Here is a 23,657-nt window from a genome sequence, read left to right as displayed (position 1 = left end):
AAGGAAGACGACATGTCGTCCGAACCCACTCCGGAGCCCGACCAACACGGGCTCGTCATCTACGTCGGCCAGGATACGGCGGGCCACTGGCTCGTGCAGGACAGCGGCCGCAAGCTCGAAGGCAGATTCGTGTCGCGGCGCGCGGCGCTGAGCTTCGCCGAGGCGGAGCGCCAGACCTACCACGCCAGCCTTGAGATCGCCGCGGCACCGCTCGTGCCGCTGGTCCCGTTCGGGCCGCTCGGCATCGATCCTCGCGAACGGTTGCGCGCGGCATGATGGGGGCGTGCATGCAGGCGTTCCACGCCAAGCGGCTGTCGCGTCCGGCCGGCGCGCCGGCGCCGGGTAGCCGGACCGCACGCAGCGACCCGCGCTGGCCGCAGCTTGCCGCCACACTGGCGGCGCTGCGCCTGCGCGGCCGGTTCGCGGTTCGCATCGTCGATGCCGACTGCGGATGCGGCACGCTGCTGATCGAGACGGTGCGCCATGCCCGGGCGCTCGGCTTCACCGCGATCGAGGGCCGCGGCATCGACGGCGCGCCCGCGCTGATCGGCCGTGCGCGCGCCGCCGCGGGACGGCTCCGCGATCCGGCGATCGGGCTGGTCTTCGAATGCGCCGATGCCGTCAGGGCGCTCACCGAGGAAGCCGTGCAGCCGGCGGATATCGTGCTGTGGCATGCGACCGATGGCGAGCGAGCGGCGGCAGTCCTCCGCGCGTCGGCGGACGTCGTCATCGGCGAGGCGGCAGCGAACCTCGCCGGGCGGAGGGCGGCATGACCCGCCGCGATCTCGCCTGGCGGGGGGCCGGCCTCGCGCTCACCGCCACCGCATGTGCGATCTGCGTGGCCGTGGGCGGATCGCCGCTGATGGTCCTCTTCTTCCCGCTGGTCTTCCTCGGCCTGCCGCTGATGCTCCACGGCAAGCGCGTGGCGCAGAGCTTCCGCGCGGAACGTCGCGGACACTGCCACACCGCCGGGGCGGTCCACGCCGCCCGCGTTCGCCGGCGCGGCAGTCTCTCGCGCTGAGCACGCTGTCGGCACGCCGCCGCCGTTATGGCTGGCCGTCGGGTCGAGAACCGCGTGCCGGCTGCAGGCGCAGGTGGAAGGTGGTTCCGCGCGCCGCCTCGACCAGCCGCAGGTCGCCGCCGGCTGCGGCGAGTAGCGATCGGGCGATCGGCAGGCCCAGGCCGGTACCGCCGCTGGTCCGCCGCGAGGTGAAGAACGGCTCGAAGATCCGCTCGCGGTCGGCGGCGGGGATGCCGCTGCCGTCGTCCGAAAGCGCGACCACCACCGTGTCGCCGGCGTGCACCGCGATCGCGACCGTCGTGGCGCCGGCCTGGCGGCTGTTCTCGATGAGCGTGGTCAGCACCGCTTCGAGCGTGTTCTCCGCGATTGCCGCGAAGATTTCCGGGCGATCGGCCTTCACCGTGACCGTCAGCCCGCCTCCCGAGAGGGCGTCGGCGAGCGTGCGCGCGGTCGCCACGACATCGCTGGGGCGTTGGTGCGTCTCGGTCATCATGTCGGCGCGCGCGAGGTCGAGCAGCCGCGAGACGAGCAGCGTCAGCCGGCTGGCGTCTGCATCGACATTGGCCAGGAACCGGCGGCGCTCCTCGTGCGACATGGCGTCGGCATGATCCTGGAGCAGTTCGATCGCGCCGCGGATCGCGGCGAGCGGCGTCTTGAACTCGTGGCTGACGGCATGGGCGAAGTCGCGCAGGTAGCGCGACCGGGTCTCGATCGCCGCCGCCATGACCGCAAAGTCGCGGTAGAGGTCCTGGATCTCGATCGCCGCGGTCGGCGGGATCGTCGGCACGGTGCCGCTTCCGGCCGCCACCTGCCGCGCCGCCTGACGCAGCGCATCGATCGGGCGGGCGATGCCGCGCGACAGCAGGCCCGAGAGGACGATCAGCACGCCAAGGATCGCCAGCACGCCGAACACGATCTTGCCGCGATCCTCGTAGAGGCCGACGAACAGCGAGCGTGCCGATCGCGACAGCAGCAGCACGCCGACGACGCGGCCGTCTACCACCACGGGGCGGGCGTGGTGGACGCGGATCGCCGCCGCCCGCGACAGCCATTCGAAGCGATAGGTGGCGCGATACGCGCCGTTCCGCCGCAGCACGGTGGCGGGCGTGCCGGCGCGCGCGGCGGCGACCTCGGGAAGCGCGGCATAGCTCCCTTGCGCGGCGGTGCCGGTGACGATCCGGCCTTCGCGGTCGAGCAGCAGGATCGAGGCGAGGGTGGTGCGCTGGGTCGTGCGGAAGATCGGCGCGAGGGGCGAGGCGGCACGCCGCGCGTCCTCCGCAGGCGTGGTTGCGGAGACCGGCGAGGGGCGTTCGGGCAGGATCGGCGTCGCGCTCAGGTCGACGTTGGGATGGACCGCGGCGCCGTAGCGGCCGACCGGCGTCGCCGCGGTCGGGGGCGCGGGGCGTCCCGGCGCATCCCGGGGCCACAGCGCCGCGGCGCTCGCCGACAGCGCCGCACCCTGGGCGACCAGCTCTGCCTCGGTCTGGCGGACCAGCGTGTTTTCGTACACCCGCAGGAACACCGCGCCGACGCCGGGCAGCGCCGCTACCACGAAGAAGCTCGCGAACAGATAGGTGCGCAGCGACAGGCGCGGCCAGTGCCGCTTGGCCCACGCCTTCGCCGCGCCGATCACGCCGCCGTGCCGGTACAGGTCCCGAGCCGGTAGCCGATCCCCGCGCGCGTCTCGATCAGGTCGGTGCCGCCCAGGCCGGCGAACTTGGCGCGCAGGTTGCGGATGTGGCTGTCGATCGTGCGGTCGGTGACGGCGAAGCCCGGCCCGTGCAGCCGGTCGATAATCGCGTCGCGGCTGAACACCTTGCCCGGCATCACCGCCAGCGTCCGCAGGATCGAGAACTCGGTGACGGTCAGCGGCACCTCGCTCGTGTCCCAGTGCGCCTGCCAGCCCTCCACGTCAAGCGTGAGCCGCGCATGGTGGATGGCGGCGCCGGCATGATCGGCCGCCGGCGGCCGCGCATGGGTCCGGCGCAGGATGGCCATGACGCGTGCCACCACTTCGCGCGGGGAGAAGGGTTTGACCACATAGTCGTCGGCGCCGAGCTCGATGCCGAGCACCCGGTCGATCTCGTCGTCTCGCGAGGAGAGGAACAGGATCGGCAGGTCGGCCGTCGCGCGGAGCCGCCGGCACACCTCCAGCCCGTCCAGCCGCGGCATGTTGATGTCCAGCACGATCAGGTCGGGGCGGTGCGTCTCGACCATCGCCAGCGCAGCCTCGCCGTCCTCGGCCTCGATCGCATCGAGCCCGGCCTTGCCGAGTGCGAAGACCAGCAGCTGGCGGATGTGCGGATCGTCGTCGGCGACCAGAATCGTGCGCGGCATGGGACACAGGATCATGGTTGCGCCCTCCGCGTCAACGGTGCGGCGGACGTGCGCTCGACGCGATCGATCGCGGACGCAGCCGGGTCCGACGGTGCGACGAGATCGGGATCGGGGGGCAGCGGCGCCCCGCCGCAGGCGCGGCCCTGATAGACGTCCCGCACGCGCGGTGGCGTGTCGCCGAGCAGCCCGCGCGCGGCGGTGAGGCGGCGCGCGTTGCGCCAGGTCCAGCTGTGCCAGTCTGCCTGATCCGCCTCGACCCGGTACATCGCTTGGGAGCGAAGATAGGCGGAGCGATCGCGGAGGACCGGTCCGCCCGCGCGCCGCTCCAGCTCGACCAGCGGCAGCAGCGCGGAGGCGCCGAGCTCCTCGATATAGCAGAGGTCGAGGTCGCCGGCGGTGCGGGCGTGGCGGACGTTCCAGCTCGCGGTGGTGGCGCCCAGGTCGAGCACGCTCGCTGCGACGAGTACCGCGCCCGCGGCGACCGCGTTGGCGTTGATCAGCCACTGGACCGAGCGGCCGGCGAGCATGCGCCACACGATCAGCACCAGCCCGACGCCGACCAGCGCCATCCACGCGAGCGCCTCCAGCCGCAGGACAGTCAGGGAATAGGCCGCGACATAGTCGATCGTGCGCAGGATGCTGGACGCGACCAGCAGCAGATTCTGCCCGACCCAAAGCACGATCAACCGGCGAACCGTCCTGCTGTGTGCGGCCGGGGTCCCGGGAATGGCGGCGACCAGCACGAACACGCCTGCCAGCAACGCCGTCGCGATCAGCGGATAGGCGCCGCGATGGGCATAGTCGGCCATCGTCACCCCGGTGGGAAGCGGCGCACCGCTCCACAGGAAGGCGAGGTCGAGCAGGTTCTCGATCGCGAAGATCGCGTTGAAGGCGACCAGCGACAGCGTCGCCGTCGCCACCGGAACGCCGAAGCTGTGTCCGTTCGTTTCGGACGACGGCTCGATCCTGATCATCTGGAAGCGCGGACGCAGGCTTGGCCAGACCAGCAGCAGCACCGCGCTCCAGAAGAGCAGGTGGAGGATCGCCGAGGAGAGATCGGGTAACTCGATGGTGGCGAAGGCGTTGCCGATCAGCGGGTTGGCGCTGGCGAACAGCGCCAGGAACACCACGCTGCCGCCCACCGGCAGGAGGAGCAGGCCGCTGACGGCAGCGAGCGTGCGGCCCTTGCCGGCGCGGCCCGCCTTCATCCAGCGGCGGAGGTCGCGAAGGGGTGCGACGATCCCGACCAGCGCGTGCAGCGCCAGCTTGCCGCACCAGCCGATCGCATCGGTGTAGCAGTGCTGCGGCAACACGCTGGCGGAGGTGAGCGCGATCCAGAACAGCCAAAGGTCGAGCGCGCCGGGATCGTCGACCATGGCGAGCGCGAATCCGGCGGCTGCCAAGAGCGCGAGCCGTGCGGCGGAATGGCGGCGCAGGTCGGGCCGGGTCGCCGCCAGCACCGCCAGCCAGGCGAGCGCAAAGCCCCCGAGGGTGGCGCCGGCCGACTCGCCGTAGAAGAGCAGGTTCGCCACCCCGATCAGCGCACCCGCGCCGAGACATTTGGTGAGGAAGGTGAAGCGTCGTCGCGGTTCGCTGTCGTGCATGCCGATCTCCGTTGTCGGCACCTCGATGCGGCCCAGCGATCCAGCCGCGAGCGAGCTGCCGTTCCACGATCGGTGGCGAAGTCGTGCAGAGACGGTGCAGACGGGAACGCGCGACGTTTTCCTGGCCGACGCCGTCCGCATACAGCGGCGACTCTGGGACGCGGCGGTGCGGTCGAACTGCTTGTTTTCGATGGGATACCGAGGGGGCGGGAAGTCGGAAAACGCCGAGCTGGCCGAGTACGTCCCAAGGTTCACGCGGCGCCGGTAGCGCCACTGTTCGCCGCGCAACACGATCTTTTTTGTCGCGCATCCGGAACAAAGCGGCGGGCCGGCGATTATTGCCCCGAATTGAAGTGCCGTCCACAACAAGGGTTAAGCATAATGAAGAAGATGCTCGTTCTGGGTGCTGCAGCGGGAATGCTTTCGCTCGCGGCGTGCAATTCCAGCCCGCGCGAACAGGCTGCCGACAACATCGAGGCGAACGCCGAAGCGATGGCGGACAACCTGGAAGAGGCTGCCGACAACACCACGACCGAAGCCGCCGAGGACCGTCTCGAGAACCAGGCCGATGCGGTGCGCGAGACCGGCGACGCCAAGGCCGAGGACATGCGGACCAACGATCCCGACACGAACCTGTCCAACGGGATGTGATCGCGGACACGGTCCGAAAGAACACGAGCTGCTCCCAAGCGCGGCTCGGTTAGGGAAGGGGCGCTCGACACTTCGGGCGCCCCTTTTCGTTGGACGATGCCGCCGTCCTATCGAATGCGATGGAGGAACGAGATGCGAGCCCGTTTCCTACCGCTTTTTCGCGCGCGGCTGATCCTCGCCTCGCTTCCGTTGCTCGGAGCGGCCGGATGCGTGTCCTTGCCGTCGTCGCCGGCCGCGCTGACGATGCGAACCCCCGTATTTTCTCCGGCGGACTTCTTCGTCGGCCGCACGGAGGGGAGCGGCACGCTGGCCGTCATCGGCGGGCGGCGAACGGCAATTCGCGTCGCGAGCATCGGCCACGTCGAGCCAGACGGCACGCTGGTGGTGACGCAATCGGTGCGGGAGGGCGACAAGCCCGTCCGGCAGCGTACCTGGCGCATTCGCCAGATCGCGCCGGGGAAATTCGCCGGAACGTTGAGCGATGCCGCCGGGCCGATCTCAGGGGTGATCGACGGCAACCTCCTCCACCTGACGTTCCGGATGAAGGGCGGGCTCACCGCCGACCAGCGCCTCTACCTGCGTGCTGACGGTAGGACCGTCTTCAACCGCATGGCCGTGCGCAAGGTCGGCGTCGTCGTGGCCGTGCTCGCCGAGACCATCACGAAGACGGAGTGACTGCGCGGTACCGCCAGCGGAGGATGGTGGATGCCGGTCGCTTCCACCTCGGTCGCACGCTATGCAGGCGTTGTCAGATCAGGGAGAAGCCGATGGAGAGCGAAGCTGCGCGGGACGCTGCCCTGCTGGACCAGGCGATCGTGATGGCGGTCGACGCGCATCGCGGGCAGACCGACAAGGCGGGTACCCCGTACATCCTCCATCCCTTGCGGATCATGCTCCAGCAGCGCGACACCGAGCGGCGGATCGCCGCGGTGCTGCACGACGTGGTCGAGGATGGCGACGTCGCGCTGGAGACGATCCGGGCGCGGTTCGGGAGCGCGATCGCGGACGCGGTCGATGCGCTCACTCGGCGCGAGGACGAGAGCTACGAGGCGTTCGTTGCGCGCTGTGCGGCGTGCCCGACCGCGCGCGACGTCAAGCGCGCCGACATCGCGGACAATCTCGACCTGTCGCGGCTGCCGGAGATCACCGACCGCGACCGGCTGCGCGCCGACAAGTACCGCAACGCGCTGGCGCTGCTCGACGGGGCGGACGGCTAGGCGCGGTCGTCCGCGCGGCGTCTACAACTGGTGCCAGAGCAGGAAGACGCGCCGCTTGCCGGGCCCCGCCGCCGCATAGCCGATGTTCATCGCCTCGGTGCCGTTCCGCCATCGCTGTTGACGGGCGACCAGCCTGGGTTGCCGGCTGGGGCGATACCCCTCTTCGTCCGCCGGCAGGTGGCTGACGGCCTCTGCGGAGTACGGGAGCGCCTCTGGATCCGCGCGTGCGAACTGCGCCTCCAGCGTGCGCCACTCCGCGTCGTCGACGACGAACGCCAGCCAGGCGGCGTCGTCGATCCAGCCCTCATGCTTGGCGAATTCGATGCGGGTGGATGGCGGTAGCGTCAGCCCGATCGCCTGCGCGGCCTCGGCGGCGCGGCGGTCGAGCGTCTCGACCTTCTTCGGTTCGCGCAACGACACACCGTCGCATCCCGAGGCGAACAGCGGCAGCGCGACTGCCGCCGCAGCCAGACGCAGCGCCGCGGCGACGCCGGCGGCGTAAACGCGCCGCCGCTTTACAATATCCGGCGGCGTGCCACCTTCGCCGGACATGGGTGCGGCGATTCTACAATCCCTGCTGTTTCCGCCGGTGTCGGTAGATCGACGCGCACTCGCTCGCGCGCTCGAGGGCAAGACGGTGCTGGTGACCGGCGCCAGCGCCGGCATCGGCGAGCAGGTGGCGCGGCTGGTGGCGGCTTCCGGCGCGCGGGTGCTGCTGGTTGCGCGCAACGCCGCGCGGCTGGAAGCGCTGGCGGCGGAAATCGGTGCCCGTTCGGGTTCGGCACAGGCGTTCGCGACCGACCTCAACGATCCCGCGCAGGTCGAGCGACTGGCGTCGCAGCTGCCGGCGCTCGCTCCGGACATTCTGGTCAGCAATGCCGGCAAGTCCATTCGTCGTCCCCTGTTCGACGCACTCGACCGCTTTCATGACATCGGTCGCACCAATGGTGTCAACTATCTCGCGCCGGCGCGGCTGGTACTCGCCGCCGCGCCGGGCTTGGTGGCGCGGGGCGGGCAGGTGATCAACGTCTCGGCGGCCAACGTGCTGCTGCCGCCCGCTCCCTATTGGGGGCCGTATCAGGCGTCGAAGTCGGCGTTCGACCAGTGGCTGCGCTGCGCCGCGCCCGAGTTGCGGGCGCGCGGCGTGGCGGTGAGCTCGCTCTACCTTCCGCTCGTCCGCACCGCGATGATCGCGCCGACCGCGATCTACGATCGCGTGCCCGCGATGTCGGCGGAGCAGGCGGCGGTGCGCATCGTCGCGGCCATGCTCAGCCGCCGCCGCCGCTGGATGCCATGGTGGCTGCCGCCGGCGCGAATGGCGGCGGCGCTGGGTGGCAGGGCGTGGGAGGCGTGGCTCGATCGCCAGCAACGCGCGGCGCTGCGATGAACGGCCGGGCGGCGATGTTCCCGGGGCTGTGGCGTGCGGGCCTGTTCGATCCCCGGCGCTGGCTGCGTCTCGTCGCGGCAGTCGCGACGTCAGGGCCGCATCTGACGACCCTGCTGCGGATCGGCGGGACGGCCGAGGGGGCGGTGGTCGACGACCTTGGGCGGACCTCGTTCGACGCGCTTGCCCGACGGTGCGACGCCTTGGCATCGCTGCTTCGGAACCGGCATGATGTCGCGCCCGGACGACCGGTGGGCGTGCTGGCGCGAAATGGCGTGCCGCTGGTGCGCGCGGTCTTCGCGATCTCCCGGGCGGGCGGCGACGTGTTCCTGCTGAACCCGGACATGGGGACCCTGCAGCTGCGCGATCTGGTCGAGGCGCACGCCATCCGGCTCGTGCTCGCCGAAGCGGATACCGCGCCGTTGCTTGAGGGGGGCGCGGCGCGGGTGCTCGACCTCGCGTCGTTGTCGGCGCAGGCGTCGGCCGAGGAGAGGCCGATCGGACGTGTCGCGCCGGGCCGGATCGTGGTGCTCACCGGGGGAACGACCGGCGCGCCCAAAGTCGCCGCGCGTGCGCCTTCGATCGCGAACGTCGCGCGCGGCTTCGCGGATCTGGTGGGTACGCTCGACCTCGGTGGGTGCCGGTCGGTCTGGATCGCCGTACCGCTGTTCCACGGCTTCGGGCTGGCGGCATTGCTGATCGCGGTGGCGCTTGGCCGGACGGTTCGTCTCACCCGCGCCTTCGACGCGCGCCGGACCGCGGCGTGCCTGGAGACCGAACAGGTCGACGCATTGGTGGTCGTGCCGACCATGCTTCAGCGCCTGCTGTGCCTGGCAGACGAACTGCCGGCGCTGCGTCGCATCGTGTGCGGCGGCGCCCAGATGCCGCCGCGGCTGGCAGCCGAAACCCGCGCGCGGATCGGGCCGGTGCTGTTCAATCTCTACGGCACCAGCGAGGCCGGCGTGGCGGCGATGGCGACCCCCGACGATCTGGCGGCGTGTCCCGATACGATCGGCCGCGCGATCTGGGGCGTGTCGATCGACATCCGCGACGAGGCGGGACGCAGCCTTGCCGACGGCGTCGCCGGACACCTGTGGGTGCGCAGCAGCCTGGCGAGCGCGGCGGGGCGGTGGCTCGACACCGGCGATCTCGCGATGCGGGATGCCGCGGGGCGGCTGTTCCTGCGCGGGCGGGCGGACGATAGGATCGTCTCTGGCGGCGAGAACGTCAGCCCGTGGGAGGTGGAGCGGGTCCTGCTCGCCCACCCCGACGTGCGCGAGGCGGCCGTCATCGGCGTTGAGGACGCGGTCTACGGTCAGCGACTGGTCGCCTTCGTGGTTCCGCGTGCCGACGGTGCGGTCGACGCGGATGGTTTGTCCGAGTGGCTTGCCCCACGGATTGCGCGGTATCAGCGGCCCCGCGAACTGCGGCTGCTGGCGGCATTGCCGCTGACGAGCATCGGCAAGATCGACAAACGTGCGCTGTTGGCCACCATGGCGTGATCGCTGGGCGTGATACGTTACGGGCGTTTGTAGCGCTTCTGTAGGCACCCTGTTCAGGCAGGGAGTGCATGCCTTGCCGCTACGCGTAGACGCCCGGAGCAGCCTCGCCTGCAACCGTCGAGCCAGCAAAGAAGGCCCGCATCCGAAAATCGGCGTAATAGATTGTGCGCCGCACCAAATAACATCCGGATTACGGCTGTTATCGCTAACAGTGGCGACTTGGCAACAACTGTACGATGATCTGACCGAGCCGCTTTCCGAGCCCAACCATCCAATTGACAATTTACTTTTTGTATCATGATAATGGAGGCGCGACGGGTTGATCGGTGGATCGGCAGTAAGCGATTCCCGCAGCAGCCGTCGCGAAGAACACAAAGCGTGAGGGGGAGGGCGAACGTGCCCTCGCAACTAGGATGGGGATGGAGATGAACGCTCGTCAGCTTTGTCGATCGACTGCGGCTTCGCGTGCCGGCTTGGTGCGCCATCTGCTCGTGACCGCGAGCGTGGTCGTGGCCATGGGCGGTGTCGCACACGCGCAGGACGGTGGGACGTCTGCGCCGGCGGGCGATCCGAATTCGACGGTCGCGCCCAGCGGCCTTCAGGATCAGGTGACCGATGCGCCGGTCGCAGCCGGGCAGGACGATGCCGGCGGCGACTCGATCGTGGTCACCGGCTACCGCCGGTCGATCGAAGAAAGCCTCAACCAGAAGCGAGAGGCCAACGCATTCGTCGACGTCATCACCGCCGAAGACGTCGGCAAGTTCCCGGACAAGAACGTCGCCGACTCCTTGCAGCGCGTACCGGGCGTCATCATCGATCGCAACGGCGGCGAAGGGTCGCGGGTCAGTATTCGCGGCCTGAGTTCGGACCTGACGCTGACGGAGCTCAACGGCAACTTCATTGCTTCGGCAGACTCCGGCAGCCCGTCGCGCTCGTTCAACTATCTGCTGCTGCCGTCCAACCTCATCGGCAGCGTCGAGGTCTTCAAGTCGCCGGAGGCGCGGCTCGATGAAGGCGGCGTCGGCGGCGTCATCATCAACCACACGCGGCGCCCGTTCGATCTCGACGCGTGGTCGGGTACGGTGTCCGTGGAGGGCACCTATGCCGATGTGACGGAGAAGTTCGAGCCCCAGGCGTCCGGCCTCATCTCGTGGAAGGATCCCGAAGAGCGCCTCGGCTTCCTCGTCGGCGCAACCTACCAGGAGCGCACCAACCGCTCGCTGAGCGCCTACGCCAACAGCTGGCAGTGGTGGACCGACGACAAGACCAAGAACCCGGCCACCGACGTCGACGGCAACACGTTCGCGAACAACGATGCGATTTCCTACTGGAACAGCGGGAAGAACGGCGGAACGACCACTCGCGACGGGCAGCATTACAGCGGGTACTGGGCGCCGCAGTCGGTCGGTGCGACCGTGCTCGACCAGAAGCGCAAGCGGCTCGGCATCCAGGCGACGGCGCAGATGCGGCCGTTCGACGACCTGACGATCACCGCCAACTATTTCCGCTTCCAGCTCAACGGCAACTATACCTCGAGCAGCATCAAGGTGCCGGAATGGGGCTATGGCAACTTCTTCACCGGCGCGACACTCGATCCGAGCGGCACGATCTTCACCGGCGCCGGCTTCGAAGTCCCGCCGGAAGGGACGGGCTGCCGTACCGGACCTTCGCTGTGCACCATGGAAACGCCGGCCCCGCAGGATACCTATCAGCGCGAAAAGACCGTCTCCAACACCTACGACGTCCGCGGTGAGTGGGAGCATGATCGGCTGAAGGTCGACTTCGTCCTCGGCAAGACCCGTGCCACCGGCGGGCCTTCGTTCCAGTTCTTCGCACAGGCCAAGCCGCGCAGCGGTACGGTGAACGGCAACAAGCTCAGCAACTGGAACTTCACGGACCAGTCGCTGGCGATGCAGTTCTCGCCCGACGTGCTGGAGAACATGTTGAACGGCGTGGCGCAGATCGATCTCGGCTCGACCGGATCGGGCTTCACCAACAGCTCGATTTCGCAGCGCTACGCCCAAGTTGATGCCACGCGCAAGTTCGATGGCTTCATCGACTCCGTGCAGGTCGGTGCGAAATGGCGCGACGGGCACGTTCATCGCGAGACGGGGCGGTACGAGTGGTACTCGGACGCGAACAACACCCGTCGTTTCCAGGACACGCCCGGCGGTGCGCTGGCGTTGCCGGAGTTCTTCTTCGATAAGTCGATCGGCAACATCGCTGGAGGCTTCGAAAGCAGCGCGTTCCCGGCGATCAACATCAAGCGGTACATCCAGTACCTGAACGACACGTACAACGGCCCGGTCTACGTGCCCGAGCCGCAGAACCTGTACAACATCAATGAGCGGATCTGGGCCGGCTACACGCAGGTAAATTTCCGTACCGATGCGATCCGCGGAAACCTCGGCCTGCGCGTGGTGAATACCAAGCAGAGCGGCGTCTCGACCGATGTTCTCTATTACGAGAACGACTATTGCCAGAACACCAATGGCGACCCGTTCATTCCACCGCCCGTTGGCGAGGACGGCAACTGCCTCGTGCTTCCGCTCAACCAGCGAGAGGTGAAGGTCTTCAGCCCAGTCAACGAGTCCAAGAGCTACACCGATATTCTGCCGAGCTTCAACATCGCGTGGAACGCGACGCCGGATTTGCTGATCCGCGGTGCGGCGTCGAAGGTGATCTCGCGTCCTGGCTATGGCGACCTCGCCGGCGCACGGTCGCTTACCTTCAATTCCGATGCGTTCGTCTATGACCGCGCGCAGTTCGGTGCGCTTCCCGGCTGGTTCGGCAACGGCGGGAATTTCGACCTGCAGCCGTTCAACGCCTGGCAGTACGACCTCGGCATCGAATGGTACTTCCATCCCGGCTCGGTCGTCGGCGCGACCTTCTTCCGCAAGGATGTGGCCGACTTCATCGTTCCGGTCGTGCTCGATCTTGAACTGGAGGTCGCCGGTCAGCAGGAACTCGTCCAACAATATTCGACGCAGGCCAACGGCTCGAAGGCCGTGTCCCAGGGCGTCGAGGTCTATGCCCAGCATACGCTGGAATTCGGGCTCGGCGCGCAGGTGAACTTCACCTACAACGACACCTCGGTGGCGGACGTCAGCCTGAACGGCACGAAGGTCGGCACGTCGCCGCTGGTCGGAAGCGCCAAGACGCAGGTCAACGCGTCGGTCTATTACGAGCGGGGTCCCGTCCTGCTCCGTGCCTCGTACAACCGCCGCGGCGAGGTGGTGCGTGGGCTGTCGTCCGGCCTGAACATCTACGACGATCCATACGAACAGGTCGACCTGAACGGATCGTACAATGTGTTCGAGAACCTGCAGCTGACGGCTTCGGTGATCAACCTGACCAAGTCGGAGCAGCGTCAGCATCTCGGCAACGACACCAAGGACCGTTTCATCTCGAACGTCTACGCCGGACGCCGCTTCTACGTGGGCTTGGCGTACAAGTTCTGACGCATACGGCTTCCCGTGCCTGGGGTGGCTCCTTCGGGAGCCACCTCTTTGTTTCGGGTCACGGGACTGACACATATTGGCGGCACCGCCGAACAGCGCGGGCCACGGCGGGGAGGACTGGGTGATACGATCGGGAATGAAAGCGTTGCTGGCGGGTGCGGCGCTCGTTGCAGGCACGGCGGCGCTGGCGGAGAACCCGATCGTACCGGGATGGTATGCCGATCCCGAGGCGCGGGTGTTCGGCGACCGCTACTGGATCTACCCGACCTATTCCGACGACTGGGGCACGCCCGACGTGTCGCCCCGCTTCACGCCGCACCAGCAGGAACTGCGCAAGCGCAACACGGTGCGCCCGTCCTACGTGCAGCAGACCTTCTTCAACGCGTTTTCCTCGCCCGACCTCGTCCACTGGACCAAGCACCGCCACGTCTTCGATGTCGCGAACGCGGCTTGGGCGGCCTATGCGATCTGGGCTCCCTCGGTCATCGAGGCGAACGGCCGCTACTACATGTTCTTCAGCGCCAACGACATCCAGAGCGATGCCGAGGTCGGCGGCATCGGCCTGGCCGTCAGCGACAAGCCCGAAGGTCCGTTCAAGGATGCGCTGGGCAAGCCGCTGATCGGCGCCTTTCACAACGGCGCGCAGCCGATCGATCCCTTCGCCTTCCGCGACACCGACGGGCAGATCTATCTGTTCTACGGCGGCTGGAAGCACTGCAACGTCGTCAAGCTGAGCGCCGACCTGAAGTCGGTCGTGCCGTTCGAGGACGGTACGACGTACAAGGAGATCACGCCGCCCGGCTACGTCGAGGGGTCGTTCATGATCCAGCGCAACGGCACCTATTATCTGATGTGGTCGGAGGGCGGCTGGACCGGACCCGACTATAGCGTCGCCTATGCGATGGGGCCGAGCCCGACCGGGCCGTTCAAGCCGATGGGCAAGATTTTGGCGCAGGACTTCCGCATCGCGCGCGGGGCGGGGCACCATTCGGTGGTCAACGTGCCGGGCACCGACGACTGGTACATCGTCTATCACCGCCGCCCGCTGGGCGACGACAAGGGCGAGCACCGCCAGGTCGCGATCGACCGCATGGAGTTTGCCGCCGACGGGACGATCAAGCCGGTGGTGATGACCAACGAAGGCGTGAAGCCGCGTCCGATCGCAGCAGGCGCGAAACGATAGTCGTTGCGTCGGTGCAACGACGGGCGCGCCTGCTCTGACGCCGAGGCTCGACCGCGGCGGCGCGCTAAGAGTTTCCGACGTTCGCCAGAACGACGGCTGAGAAAGATTTGGAACGGGGAGAGACCGGATCGTGAAGAAGTTCATCGGCGCATGCAGCATGACAGCAATGCTGCTCACCAGTGCGCTCGGCTCGACCATCGTGCCCGCGAGCGCGCAGGAAGCGCCCGCCGAACCGGCGCTGGTCGACCTGGTCAACCCGCTGATGGGAAGCGATTCCACCTATCAGCTGTCCTACGGCAACACCTATCCCGCGGTGGCGGTGCCGTGGGGGATGAACTTCTGGACGCCGGTGACGGGCAAGCTGGGCAGCGGCTGGGGCTACACCTACGCCGAGCACAAGATCAACGGCATCAAGCAGACCCACCAGCCCAGCCCCTGGATGAACGACTATGCCGCCTTCGCGCTGTTCGCGGAGACGGGGCCGCTCAAGGTCAAGGAGGAGGAACGCGCCTCCTGGTTCAGCCACAAGGCGGAGGACAGCCGGCCGTACCGCTACAAGGTCTATCTGGCCGACTATGACGTGACGGCGGAGGTGACGCCGACCGAGCGCGCCGCGCAGTTCCGCTTCACCTTCCCCAAGGCCGACGACGCGCACATCATCCTCGACGCCTACAACGGCGGCTCGATGGTCCAAATCGATCCGGCCAAGCGCCGCATCACCGGCTACGTCCGCAACAACCACGGCGGCGTCCCGGACAATTTCCACAACTACTTCGTCGCCGAGTTCGACCGCGACTTCACCGTCACCCGCACCTGGGACGACAACGGCCAGGTGACGGCGGATCGGAGCAAGGAAGGCGATCACGTCGGCGCGGTGGTCAGCTTCAAGACGCGCGCGGGCGAGCAGGTGGGGGTGAAGGTCGCCTCCTCGTTCATCAGCCCCGAACAGGCGGTGCGCAACCTGGAGCGGGAGATCGTCCGCGACAGCTACGACCAGACCGAAGCCAAGGCGCGCCAGATCTGGGAGAAGGAGCTTCGCCGGGTCCAGGTCAGCGACCCCAACATCGACAACCGCCGCACCTTCTATTCGGCGCTGTGGCGCATGCTCCAGTTCCCGCGCATGTTCCACGAGACCGACGCCGCCGGCAAGACGGTCCACTACAGCCCGTACGACGGCAAGGTGCACGACGGCGTGCTCTATACCGACAACGGCTTCTGGGACACGTGGCGCGCGGTCTTCCCGTGGTTCGCGCTGATGTACCCGGAGCGCGATGCCGAGATCATGCAGGGCCTCGCCAACACCTACAAGGAGGGCGGCTGGCTGCCCGAGTGGGCGAGCCCGGGCTATCGCAACGTGATGATCGGATCGAACTCGGCCAACCTGATCGCCGACGCCTATCTGAACGGCGTGCGCGGCTTCGACGTCGAGACGCTGTACGAGGCGATGGTCAAGAACGCGATCACCTCGCAAGGTCGCCCCACCGAGAAGCGCGGCAACGTCGTCAACGCCGTCGGCCGCGAAGGCGTCGAATACTACAACCGCCTCGGCTACGTGCCGTACGACGTAGGCATCAAGGAGAATGCCGCCCGCACGCTCGAGTACGCGACCGCCGACTTCTCGCTCTCGCGCCTCGCCGCCGCGCTCGGCAAGACCGAGGATGCGAAGAAATACGCCGAGCAGGCGCAGAACTATCGCCGGCTCTACGACGCGCAGAGCGGCTGGATGCGCGGGCGCAACCAGGACGGCAGCTGGGCGACGCCGTTCAACCCGTACAAATGGGGCGATGCGTTCACCGAGGGCAATTCGCTGCACTACAGCTGGTCGGTGATGCAGGATGTCCAGGGGCTGATCGACCTGATGGGCGGCGACAGGAAGTTCGTCAACCGGCTGGACTCGATCTTCACCACCCCGCCGATCTTCGACGACAGCTATTACGGCCAGACGATCCACGAGATCCGCGAGATGCAGATCGTCAACATGGGGCAATATGCGCACGGCAACCAGCCGATCCAGCACATGCCCTATCTGTACGACTGGGCCGGTGCGCCGTGGAAGACGCAGTATCACGTCCGCGACGTGATGAAGAAGCTCTACTCGGCGGCGCCGGACGGCTATCCGGGCGACGAGGACAACGGCCAGACCTCGGCGTGGTACGTCTTCTCGGCACTCGGCTTCTATCCGGTGACCCCGGCGGTCGGCGAGTATGCGATCGGCAGCCCGCTGTTCCGCACCGTTCGGATGACGATGCCGAACGGAAAGGCGTTGACGATCGAGGCGGTCAACAACAGCGAGCAGAACGTGTACATCCAGTCGGCGACTTTCAACGGCAAGCCGCACGACAAGGCATGGCTGTCGCGCGAGGCGCTGCAGCAGGGCGGTACGCTGCGCTTCGTGATGGGGCCCAAGCCGAACCAGGGCTGGGCGAGCGGCAAGGCCGCAGCTCCGTTCTCGATGAGCACGCCGAAATAAGAACGACGAGGAGAGGAATTGCGATGATCTGGGGCCGACGCGACGTGATGATGGGCGCCGGGGCGCTGGCGCTTGCCGCTGCCGTTCCGGCCGGAGCGCAGGGAAAGAGCTTCGTCAGCAAGCGTCCGCCGCGCGGCCAGCGCAACTTCGTGAGCACCGCGGTGGAGGCGGAGATCAAGCGGGTGAAGGCCAAGATCGCCGACCCCGAACTCGCCTGGCTGTTCGAGAACTGCTACCCGAACACGCTCGACACGACGGTGCAGACGGGCACCGTCGACGGCAAGCCCGACACCTTCGTCATCACCGGCGACATCGACGCGATGTGGCTGCGCGACAGCTCCGCGCAGTTGCAGACCTATGTCCATCTGGCGCCGAAGGATGCGGACCTGCGCCGGCTGTTCGTCGGCGCGTTGCAGCGCCAGGCGCGCTGCATCCTGGTCGACCCCTATGCCAATGCGTTCATGAAGGACACGTCGGCCAAGTCGACCTTGGGCGCCAGGGACGACCTGACCGAGATGAAGCCGGGCGTCGCCGAACGGAAGTGGGAGATCGACTCGCTCTGCTATCCGATGCGGCTGGCGCACGCCTATTGGACGGCGACGCGCGACAAGACGCCGTTCGACGACTATTGGGCGCGCGGCATGGCGCGCGCCGTCGCCACGCTCAAGGAGCAGCAACGGCTGGACGGGCCGGGGCCGTACCATTTCCAGCGGAACACCCCGACGCCGACCGAGACGCTGATGTTCGACGGCTATGGCGCACCGACGCGCAAGGTCGGGCTGATCCACTCCGGCTTCCGCCCGTCCGACGACGCCTGCGTCTTCCCGTTCCTGATCCCGTCGAACCTGTTCGCGGTGTCGGCGCTGGGCATGCTCGCGACCGTGCTGCGCGAGGCGCGCGGCGACACGGCCGGCGCGGCCCATGCCGAGGCACTGGCGGCCGACGTCCGCAAGGCGCTCGATGCGCACGGCAAGATGTCGGACGGTGAGGGCGGCGAGGTCTGGGCGTTCGAGGTCAACGGCTTCGGCGACACCATCTTCATGGACGATGCGAACGTGCCGAGCCTGTCGGCGCTGCCGCTGCTGGGTGCCGCCGACCGCAACGACCCGCTCTATCGCCGCACCGCCGCGCTCGCCTGGAGCCCGCGCAACCCCTATTATTTCGAGGGAACGGCGGCGAAGGGCATCGGCGGGCCGCACATCGGCATGGACATGATCTGGCCGATGTCGATCATCACCCACGCCTTCAACAGCGACGACGATGCGACGATCGGCGAGTGCCTGCACTGGCTCAAGACGACGCACGCCGGCACCGGCTTCATGCACGAGAGCTTCCACAAGGACGATCCGAGCAAGTTCACCCGCACCTGGTTCGCGTGGGTCAACGGCCTGTTCGGCGACCTGATCCTCGACCTGGAGCGCCGCAAGCCGGCGCTGCTCAAGGCGCGCTACTGATCCGGAGACCAAGAACGATGATCGTCACCAATCGCCGGCAGCTGCTCGCCGGCTCCGGGCTCGCGGCACTGGGCGGGGCGCTGCCCGGGCGTGCCTGGGCGCAGGCACCCGCCGCGGGCAAGCCCGACCTGTTCGTCGGCACCGGCGGCCACGGGCATACCTTTCCCGGCGCGTCGCTGCCGTTCGGCATGGCGCAGCTGAGCCCCGACACCGACAACAGCCGCTGGGACGCGTGCTCGGGCTATCACCGCACCGACGGTTCGATCATGGGGTTCAGCCACACCCATCTGTCCGGCACCGGCATCGGCGACATGCTCGACGTGCTGGTGGTGCCGACGCGCGGGCCGCTGAAGCTCAAGCCGGGCAAGCTGGGCGAGGCCGATCTCGGCTATCGTCAGCGCTTCTCCGACGAACATGCCGAACCCGGCTATTACCGCGTGCGGCTGGAATCGGGCGTGCTGAGCGAGCTGACCGTGACCGAGCGCTGCGGCATCAGCCGGCATCGCTTCCCGGCGGGGCCGGGCCATATACTAATCGACTTCGCCCACATGATCCTCGACAAGTGGGACAAGGGCGCGCTGATCGAGGACGCGTCCCTGGCGTGGGGCCCGGACGGCATGCTCACCGGCAGCCGGCAGGTAAACCGCTGGGCCAAGGGGCGGCACATCCATTTCGCGATGCAGCTGTCGCGCAAGCCCGACCGCGTCGAATTCTTCGGGGACGACGACAAGCCCGCGGCCAAGGGCGCGAAGAGCGTGAAGGGCCGCAGCCTGAAGGTCGCGCTGTTCTTCGACGAGGCCGGCGGAGATCCGATCCTGGTGAAGACCGGGCTGTCGAGCGTCGCGCCCGATGGCGCTCGCGCCGCGCTCGCCGCCGAGGTGCCGGCATGGGACTTCGACGGCACCGCCGCCAAGGCCCGCCAGGCATGGACGCGCGAGATCGACCGCGTCCGGGTGAAGGGGGGCACCGAGGCGCAGCGCACCATCCTGGCGAGCGCGCTATATCACGCCTTCCTCGCGCCGACGCTCGCGACCGATCGCGACGGCCGCTACATTGGCCTCGACCAGCAGGTGCATCAGGCGCCTGCGGACTCGCCGGCGTTCAGCACTTATTCGCTATGGGACACCTATCGCGCGCTGCACCCGCTGCTGACGCTGGTTCAGCCGGAGCGTGCGGCGGTGTTCACCCGCGACCTGATCCGCCAGACCGCGCAAAGCCCCTATGGCCCGCCGGTGTGGCCGCTGCAGGGGGTGGAGACCGGCTGCATGATCGGCTGGCACTCCGTCTCGGTGATGGCCGAGGCGAAGGCGAAGGGCATCGAGGCGGACTATGCCGCCGCCTGGCCCAACGTCCGCCGCCGCGCGTTCGACCCAGCCTTCAAGGACAGCGACGCCTCGCTCGGCCGCGAGCATTATTACCAGCTCGGCTACGTGCCGGCCGACAAGGTGTGGGAGTCGGTCAGCCGCACGCAGGAATATGCGTATGACGACTGGGCGATGGCGGTTCTCGCCGACGCGGCCGGCGCGCCCGAGGATGCGAAGCGGCTGCGCGACCGCAGCCGCAACTATCGCAACGTGCTCGACGCCTCGATCGGCTTCGCCCGGCCAAAGTTCTCGGACGGCAAATGGTGGGCGCAGTATGATCCGATCCAGATCGGCCACATGCCCAAGCCCTGGTGGCGCGACTATACCGAGGCGAACGGCTGGCAGGCGACGTTCCTCAACCAGCACGACGTCTATGGCCTGATCGAGCATTTCGGCGGCGATGCGGCGTTCGAGAAGAAGCTCGACAGCTTCTACAACGCGCCCTCGACGCTGCCCGACAACGCGCCGCCCGACATCTCGGGGCTGGTCGGGCAATATGCGCACGGCAACGAGCCGAACCACCACGTCGCCTATCTCTACGCCTTCGCCGGTGCGCCGTGGAAGACGCAGGCGATGGTGCGGCGCCTGCTCACCGAGATGTACAAGGACGATCCCAACGGCGTCATCGGCAACGACGACTGCGGCCAGATGAGCGCCTGGTTCGTGTTCAGTGCGCTCGGCTTCTACCCGGTCGACCCGGTGAGCGCCCTCTACGTGTTCGGATCGCCGCTGTTCGACGAGGCGGAGCTTTCGGTCGGCAACGGCCGGACGCTCCGCGTCCGCGCGACCGGCAACGGACCCGACCGGCCGTACATCCAGTCGGTGCGCTGGAACGGCAAGCCGTGGACCCGCAACTGGATCGCGCATGCCGAGCTGCAGAAGGGCGGCGAGCTCGAGTTCGTGATGGGCGCCAAGCCCTCGCGCTTCGGCAGTGCCAAGGCCGATCGGCCGCCGTCCTACGGCCGCTCGCCGGCCTGAGGCGTCAGAAGCGGTAGCGCAATTCGGCGCTGCCGCCGGGCGGGACGGTCGGCGACCAGGTCGCGATGCCGTCGACCTGTTCGAGCGGCTTGCCGTCCGCCTCGATTGTCTGCCCGGCGCGGCCGATCGGGATGTCGAGCGTCGCGGCAGATGGGGTGGCGTTGGTCACCCGGATCGTCGCCTCCTTGGGCGCGGCGGATGCCTGTTCGACCAGCACCTGCGTGCTCGTGCCGGCGGCGATGCGGAAGCGCTCGCCTTCGGCGCGATCGCTCAGCTTGCCCGTGCCGAGCAGCAGCCTGTCGCCGTCGGGACGTGCGGCGTAGGTGGCGGTGCTGCCCGCCGGAAGCGGGAGGCCCAGCTGCGCGTCCTTGCGGTTGCGCATCGCCAGCACCACCGCCGTGGGCGACGGTGCGAACGTGCCGCCGGCAGCGACGGTGAAGCGGTAGCGCCGCTCGAACGGCACGCCGGTGCGCGCGAGCAGCGCCACCTGTTTCTGTCCGCGCGCGCTGACCGTCACGCGCTCGGGCACGCGATAGAGCTTCAGATCGCCGAGGTCCTCGGGCGGCGGCGGTGGTGGCGGTGCCGGCGCTGCGACGGCCATCGCCATCATCCGTGCGCCGGTGACGACGATCTCCTCTGCCGGCTCGAACACCTTCTTCGGAATGTCCGATGTGGTTCCGAGCGGATAGCAGGACAGCGACAGCGCGCCCGCCGCCTGCTGGAACCGCGGGGTTCCGACCCGGTTGAGCCGGCCCGTGACCGCGCTCACCTGCGCGGTGGGGAAGGGCTCGGGATTGCCGTTCGCCAGCGTCAGCCAGGCGAACAGGTCGAGCGTGCGACCGTCCGGCGCCACCGTGGCGACGTAGCTCGCCCGCCAGTCGAAGTTGGACGTGAGATAGCTCAGCCGAACGGTGGCGGTGCGTGGCTGCGGGCTGACCGTGGCGACGCTCAGCACCGGCTTGGCCGAGAGGCCGGCCGGAATGTCGGCATAGGTCAGCTGTTCGGGAAGCCCGGAACAGCGCAGCGCCTCGATCCCGCTTGCGGTCTGCAGGATCACCCCCGGCCGCGGGCCGGCGACGATCCGTGCCTGTTCGCTGACCTTGCGGCCGGTCGCGGGGTCGGTGCGGGTGAGCGTCACCTGCCGCCCCAGCGTGCCGTCGACCAGCGAGGCGGGCGAAAGCAGCCGCGCGTCGCGGTTCTTTTCGACCACGCCGCCGGGCAGGCCGTCGATCACCGCGCTCACGGGTACGATCCCTTCCGCTACCCCCTCGAAGCGCAGCGTCGCCGGTCCTCTTGGCAGGCGCACGTGCCGGGTCTCGGTGACGAGTGCGAAGCCGTCGAGCCAGCGCAGGTCGATCGCACCATCGCCATAGGGCGCGCGATAGACGGTCAGCGCGATCGCCTCGGGCGCGGCGGAGGTCACGACCCGCTCCTGCGCTGCCGCGGGGGGCGGGCAGGCGAGCGCGACGAGCAGCGCCGCCGAGAACCGGCCGGGGCGCATCAGTAGCGCGTGTCGAAGGTCGCGGTGACCACCGCCTCCCCGTTGGCGGGGACCGGCACCTGCCATACCGCGGTGCCGGCATCGCGGCGTTCGCTCTGGCGGCTCTGGTCGGTGATCCGCGTATCGGCCCAGTCGAGCCCGCCCTGGACCAGTTCCACCGTCACCGGCCGCGCGCGTGCGTTGGTGAGGCGGTAGCGCATCTGGGTGCGCCAGCGATCGCCGCTCAGGCGGGTGCGCGCGACGGTGGTCGGCTGGACCTTCACGTCGAACGCGTCGCCGGTCGGCAGCGCGATCGTTGAGCCCTGCGGCGTATGGTCGATGCGGTTCTCGCCGGTGAACTGCGGCTGGCCGCGCGCATCGCGGACATAGACCCGCACCACGCCTGCCGGCAGCGCGTCGCCGAGCCCGGCCGCGCCCGAGTTGGCGAACCGCAGCACGCTCTGCGCGCTGCGCGGATCGTTGGCGTTGCCGAGCCAGGCGTTCTCGAAACGATAGCCGCTGCTCGCCGTCACGCCCTTGCTGTCGAGGAAGCTGACCTGCTTGGTCTGCTTGTCGGCGATGGTCGTCCGCTCGGCGAGCGGGTAAAGGTAGAAGTCGCCCAGCTGCTCGCGCGCGGCGCTCTCCGTGCCGGGACGCACTTGGACCGGCCGACGCGCGCGGGGCGGGCGGGGGATGTAGCTGTTGCCGTCGTCGGCGCTGCCGACGTCGCCGGCCACCAGCAGCGTCTTCGCGTTGGTGAAGGTGGTGCCGCTGGTGTTGCGCAGCGTCACCCAGCCCTGGACGTCGACGGTGCCGCTCTGCTCGTCGAACAGCGCGACATAGTCCGCGTTCCACCCGAGACCACGGCTGAGGTAGGAAAGGCGTGCCGGACGCGTCCCGGCGCGCTCGCTCGCCAGCGTCACCGACAGCGTCGGACGAGCGCGCAGCGATTCCGGCACCCGGTCGAACACCGCGCGCACCGGCAGCCCGTCGTCGCGCAGCACCTCGATACGCCCGCCGATATCGAGCACCACGCCGCCGTTGACCGCCAGCACCCGCGCACGCTCGCGCGTCTCCGCGCCGGTGGCGGGATTGGTGCGGACCAGCGTGATCGTCTCCCCGACCGCCTTTTCCATCAGGCTCGTCGGGCTGAGGAGATCATAATCGAAGTTCTGCTCGACGATCGCGGCGTCCGGTACCGCCAGCGACACCGTCTCCGGCCGGATCTGCGCGCTGACGTCGGGGAAGTTCTGCCGGACGCGGCCGCGCGTCAGGTCGAGCGGGCGGATGTCCTGCACCAGCGCGACGTCGTCGTTGTAGATGGTGACCGACACGTCGCCCTGCGCGCTGCCGGCGCCCGGAGCGGCGGCGGGCGGCGGCGCGTTCTCCTGTGCCGCCACGCCCGCCGGCACCGCCAGCACGATCCCCAACGCCCAGATCGCTCGCATCCCGCTCCCCCTTCGAACCCGTCGCCGCATCATGGTGGGTTCGGGCGCGCGACGCAATCGGGCTCGGTAGCGGCGATCGGCTAGCGCGTTGCTGTTGGTCGAC

19 protein-coding genes are annotated in these 23,657 nt (G+C 68.6%); 13 read left to right on the top strand and 6 right to left on the bottom strand.

Annotation, left to right across the window (positions count from 1 at the left end; all coding sequences use genetic code 11):
* Positions 1-12 precede the first annotated feature (12 nt).
* The 3 genes from ACBY01_RS05165 to ACBY01_RS05155 are packed head-to-tail and all read left to right on the top strand — an operon-like array spanning position 13 to position 1,021.
* Positions 13-276 (top strand): hypothetical protein, encoded by a 264-nt coding sequence (locus ACBY01_RS05165; protein WP_416459715.1) that lies wholly within the window; start codon positions 13-15, stop codon positions 274-276.
* Between the two features lie 11 nt (positions 277-287).
* A complete protein-coding gene (locus ACBY01_RS05160) occupies positions 288-773 on the top strand; it encodes an SAM-dependent methyltransferase (RefSeq protein WP_416459714.1) in 486 nt (161 codons plus the stop codon).
* On the top strand, positions 770-1,021 hold the full coding sequence (locus tag ACBY01_RS05155) for a hypothetical protein (RefSeq protein ID WP_416459713.1): 252 nt from the start codon (positions 770-772) through the stop codon (positions 1,019-1,021). Before ACBY01_RS05160 ends, ACBY01_RS05155 begins: the two co-directional genes overlap by 4 nt.
* 25 nt (positions 1,022-1,046) lie before the next feature.
* Here ACBY01_RS05155 and ACBY01_RS05150 read toward each other — a convergent pair whose 3' ends face one another.
* The 3 genes from ACBY01_RS05150 to ACBY01_RS05140 are packed head-to-tail and all read right to left on the bottom strand — an operon-like array spanning position 1,047 to position 4,962.
* On the bottom strand, positions 1,047-2,654 hold the full coding sequence (locus tag ACBY01_RS05150) for a HAMP domain-containing sensor histidine kinase (RefSeq protein ID WP_416459712.1): 1,608 nt from the start codon (positions 2,652-2,654) through the stop codon (positions 1,047-1,049).
* Positions 2,651-3,373 carry a response regulator transcription factor gene (locus tag ACBY01_RS05145; RefSeq protein ID WP_416459711.1) on the bottom strand — a complete coding sequence of 241 codons (723 nt, stop codon included), beginning with the start codon at positions 3,371-3,373 and terminating at the stop codon, positions 2,651-2,653. Before ACBY01_RS05145 ends, ACBY01_RS05150 begins: the two co-directional genes overlap by 4 nt.
* Positions 3,370-4,962 (bottom strand): DUF4153 domain-containing protein, encoded by a 1,593-nt coding sequence (locus tag ACBY01_RS05140; RefSeq protein ID WP_416459710.1) that lies wholly within the window; start codon positions 4,960-4,962, stop codon positions 3,370-3,372. The genes ACBY01_RS05145 and ACBY01_RS05140 overlap by 4 nt, the downstream gene beginning before the upstream one ends.
* A gap of 381 nt (positions 4,963-5,343) precedes the next feature.
* On the opposite strand from ACBY01_RS05140, the gene ACBY01_RS05135 reads away from it, so the two are divergent.
* From ACBY01_RS05135 to ACBY01_RS05125, 3 genes are all read left to right on the top strand, one after another.
* Positions 5,344-5,613 carry a hypothetical protein gene (locus ACBY01_RS05135; RefSeq protein WP_416459709.1) on the top strand — a complete coding sequence of 90 codons (270 nt, stop codon included), beginning with the start codon at positions 5,344-5,346 and terminating at the stop codon, positions 5,611-5,613.
* A gap of 132 nt (positions 5,614-5,745) precedes the next feature.
* On the top strand, positions 5,746-6,288 hold the full coding sequence (locus ACBY01_RS05130) for a DUF3833 family protein (protein ID WP_416459708.1): 543 nt from the start codon (positions 5,746-5,748) through the stop codon (positions 6,286-6,288).
* A 92-nt stretch (positions 6,289-6,380) separates the two neighbouring features.
* Complete coding sequence (locus tag ACBY01_RS05125; RefSeq protein WP_416459707.1) at positions 6,381-6,830, top strand: HD domain-containing protein; 450 nt, start codon at positions 6,381-6,383, stop codon at positions 6,828-6,830.
* Between the two features lie 21 nt (positions 6,831-6,851).
* On the opposite strand, the gene ACBY01_RS05120 is transcribed toward ACBY01_RS05125, so the two are convergent.
* Positions 6,852-7,382 (bottom strand): hypothetical protein, encoded by a 531-nt coding sequence (locus ACBY01_RS05120; protein WP_416459706.1) that lies wholly within the window; start codon positions 7,380-7,382, stop codon positions 6,852-6,854.
* Between ACBY01_RS05120 and ACBY01_RS05115 the strand changes: the two genes are divergently transcribed.
* The 7 genes from ACBY01_RS05115 to ACBY01_RS05085 all read left to right on the top strand — a co-directional run bounded on the left by ACBY01_RS05115 (position 7,363) and on the right by ACBY01_RS05085 (position 20,626).
* On the top strand, positions 7,363-8,217 hold the full coding sequence (locus ACBY01_RS05115; RefSeq protein WP_416459705.1) for an SDR family NAD(P)-dependent oxidoreductase: 855 nt from the start codon (positions 7,363-7,365) through the stop codon (positions 8,215-8,217). The two genes, ACBY01_RS05120 and ACBY01_RS05115, sit on opposite strands and share 20 nt — an antisense overlap.
* On the top strand, positions 8,124-9,716 hold the full coding sequence (locus ACBY01_RS05110) for a class I adenylate-forming enzyme family protein (RefSeq protein WP_416459704.1): 1,593 nt from the start codon (positions 8,124-8,126) through the stop codon (positions 9,714-9,716). The genes ACBY01_RS05115 and ACBY01_RS05110 overlap by 94 nt, the downstream gene beginning before the upstream one ends.
* 491 nt (positions 9,717-10,207) lie before the next feature.
* Entirely contained in the window at positions 10,208-13,177 is a 2,970-nt protein-coding gene (locus ACBY01_RS05105; RefSeq protein ID WP_416459703.1) for a TonB-dependent receptor, read from the top strand.
* A 136-nt stretch (positions 13,178-13,313) separates the two neighbouring features.
* Positions 13,314-14,360, top strand: a complete 1,047-nt coding sequence (locus ACBY01_RS05100) for a glycoside hydrolase family 43 protein (RefSeq protein WP_416459702.1) — start codon at positions 13,314-13,316, stop codon at positions 14,358-14,360.
* 157 nt (positions 14,361-14,517) lie between these two features.
* Positions 14,518-16,830 carry a GH92 family glycosyl hydrolase gene (locus ACBY01_RS05095; RefSeq protein WP_416459728.1) on the top strand — a complete coding sequence of 771 codons (2,313 nt, stop codon included), beginning with the start codon at positions 14,518-14,520 and terminating at the stop codon, positions 16,828-16,830.
* Between the two features lie 23 nt (positions 16,831-16,853).
* The gene (locus tag ACBY01_RS05090; protein WP_416459700.1) at positions 16,854-18,284 is read left to right on the top strand and encodes a glycoside hydrolase family 125 protein; all 1,431 of its coding nucleotides are present in this window, start codon (positions 16,854-16,856) and stop codon (positions 18,282-18,284) included.
* A gap of 17 nt (positions 18,285-18,301) precedes the next feature.
* On the top strand, positions 18,302-20,626 hold the full coding sequence (locus tag ACBY01_RS05085) for a GH92 family glycosyl hydrolase (RefSeq protein ID WP_416459699.1): 2,325 nt from the start codon (positions 18,302-18,304) through the stop codon (positions 20,624-20,626).
* Between the two features lie 4 nt (positions 20,627-20,630).
* Here ACBY01_RS05085 and ACBY01_RS05080 read toward each other — a convergent pair whose 3' ends face one another.
* Together ACBY01_RS05080 and ACBY01_RS05075 are read right to left on the bottom strand one after the other, a co-directional pair.
* Entirely contained in the window at positions 20,631-22,127 is a 1,497-nt protein-coding gene (locus ACBY01_RS05080) for a DUF4139 domain-containing protein (RefSeq protein WP_416459698.1), read from the bottom strand.
* Positions 22,127-23,554 (bottom strand): DUF4139 domain-containing protein, encoded by a 1,428-nt coding sequence (locus ACBY01_RS05075; RefSeq protein ID WP_416459697.1) that lies wholly within the window; start codon positions 23,552-23,554, stop codon positions 22,127-22,129. The genes ACBY01_RS05080 and ACBY01_RS05075 overlap by 1 nt, the downstream gene beginning before the upstream one ends.
* Positions 23,555-23,657: the final 103 nt, after the last annotated feature.

The sequence above is a fragment of the Sphingomonas mangrovi genome, assembly GCF_047975845.1.
Taxonomy (GTDB): domain Bacteria; phylum Pseudomonadota; class Alphaproteobacteria; order Sphingomonadales; family Sphingomonadaceae; genus Sphingomonas.
This window is presented reverse-complemented; position numbering and strand designations above follow the sequence as displayed.

Bases quoted from the DNA above. Each gene is read 5' to 3' on its own strand.
- ACBY01_RS05095 (WP_416459728.1), top strand. From the start codon at position 14,518: ATGACAGCAATGCTGCTCACCAGTGCGCTCGGCTCGACCATCGTGCCC.
- ACBY01_RS05140 (WP_416459710.1), bottom strand. From the start codon at position 4,962: ATGCACGACAGCGAACCGCGACGACGCTTCACCTTCCTCACCAAATGT.
- ACBY01_RS05090 (WP_416459700.1), top strand. From the start codon at position 16,854: ATGATCTGGGGCCGACGCGACGTGATGATGGGCGCCGGGGCGCTGGCG.
- ACBY01_RS05125 (WP_416459707.1), top strand. From the start codon at position 6,381: ATGGAGAGCGAAGCTGCGCGGGACGCTGCCCTGCTGGACCAGGCGATC.
- ACBY01_RS05165 (WP_416459715.1), top strand. From the start codon at position 13: ATGTCGTCCGAACCCACTCCGGAGCCCGACCAACACGGGCTCGTCATC.
- ACBY01_RS05080 (WP_416459698.1), bottom strand. From the start codon at position 22,127: ATGCGCCCCGGCCGGTTCTCGGCGGCGCTGCTCGTCGCGCTCGCCTGC.
- ACBY01_RS05145 (WP_416459711.1), bottom strand. From the start codon at position 3,373: ATGATCCTGTGTCCCATGCCGCGCACGATTCTGGTCGCCGACGACGAT.
- ACBY01_RS05160 (WP_416459714.1), top strand. From the start codon at position 288: ATGCAGGCGTTCCACGCCAAGCGGCTGTCGCGTCCGGCCGGCGCGCCG.
- ACBY01_RS05110 (WP_416459704.1), top strand. From the start codon at position 8,124: ATGGTGGCTGCCGCCGGCGCGAATGGCGGCGGCGCTGGGTGGCAGGGC.
- ACBY01_RS05100 (WP_416459702.1), top strand. From the start codon at position 13,314: ATGAAAGCGTTGCTGGCGGGTGCGGCGCTCGTTGCAGGCACGGCGGCG.
- ACBY01_RS05155 (WP_416459713.1), top strand. From the start codon at position 770: ATGACCCGCCGCGATCTCGCCTGGCGGGGGGCCGGCCTCGCGCTCACC.
- ACBY01_RS05130 (WP_416459708.1), top strand. From the start codon at position 5,746: ATGCGAGCCCGTTTCCTACCGCTTTTTCGCGCGCGGCTGATCCTCGCC.
- ACBY01_RS05075 (WP_416459697.1), bottom strand. From the start codon at position 23,554: ATGCGAGCGATCTGGGCGTTGGGGATCGTGCTGGCGGTGCCGGCGGGC.
- ACBY01_RS05085 (WP_416459699.1), top strand. From the start codon at position 18,302: ATGATCGTCACCAATCGCCGGCAGCTGCTCGCCGGCTCCGGGCTCGCG.
- ACBY01_RS05120 (WP_416459706.1), bottom strand. From the start codon at position 7,382: ATGTCCGGCGAAGGTGGCACGCCGCCGGATATTGTAAAGCGGCGGCGC.
- ACBY01_RS05135 (WP_416459709.1), top strand. From the start codon at position 5,344: ATGAAGAAGATGCTCGTTCTGGGTGCTGCAGCGGGAATGCTTTCGCTC.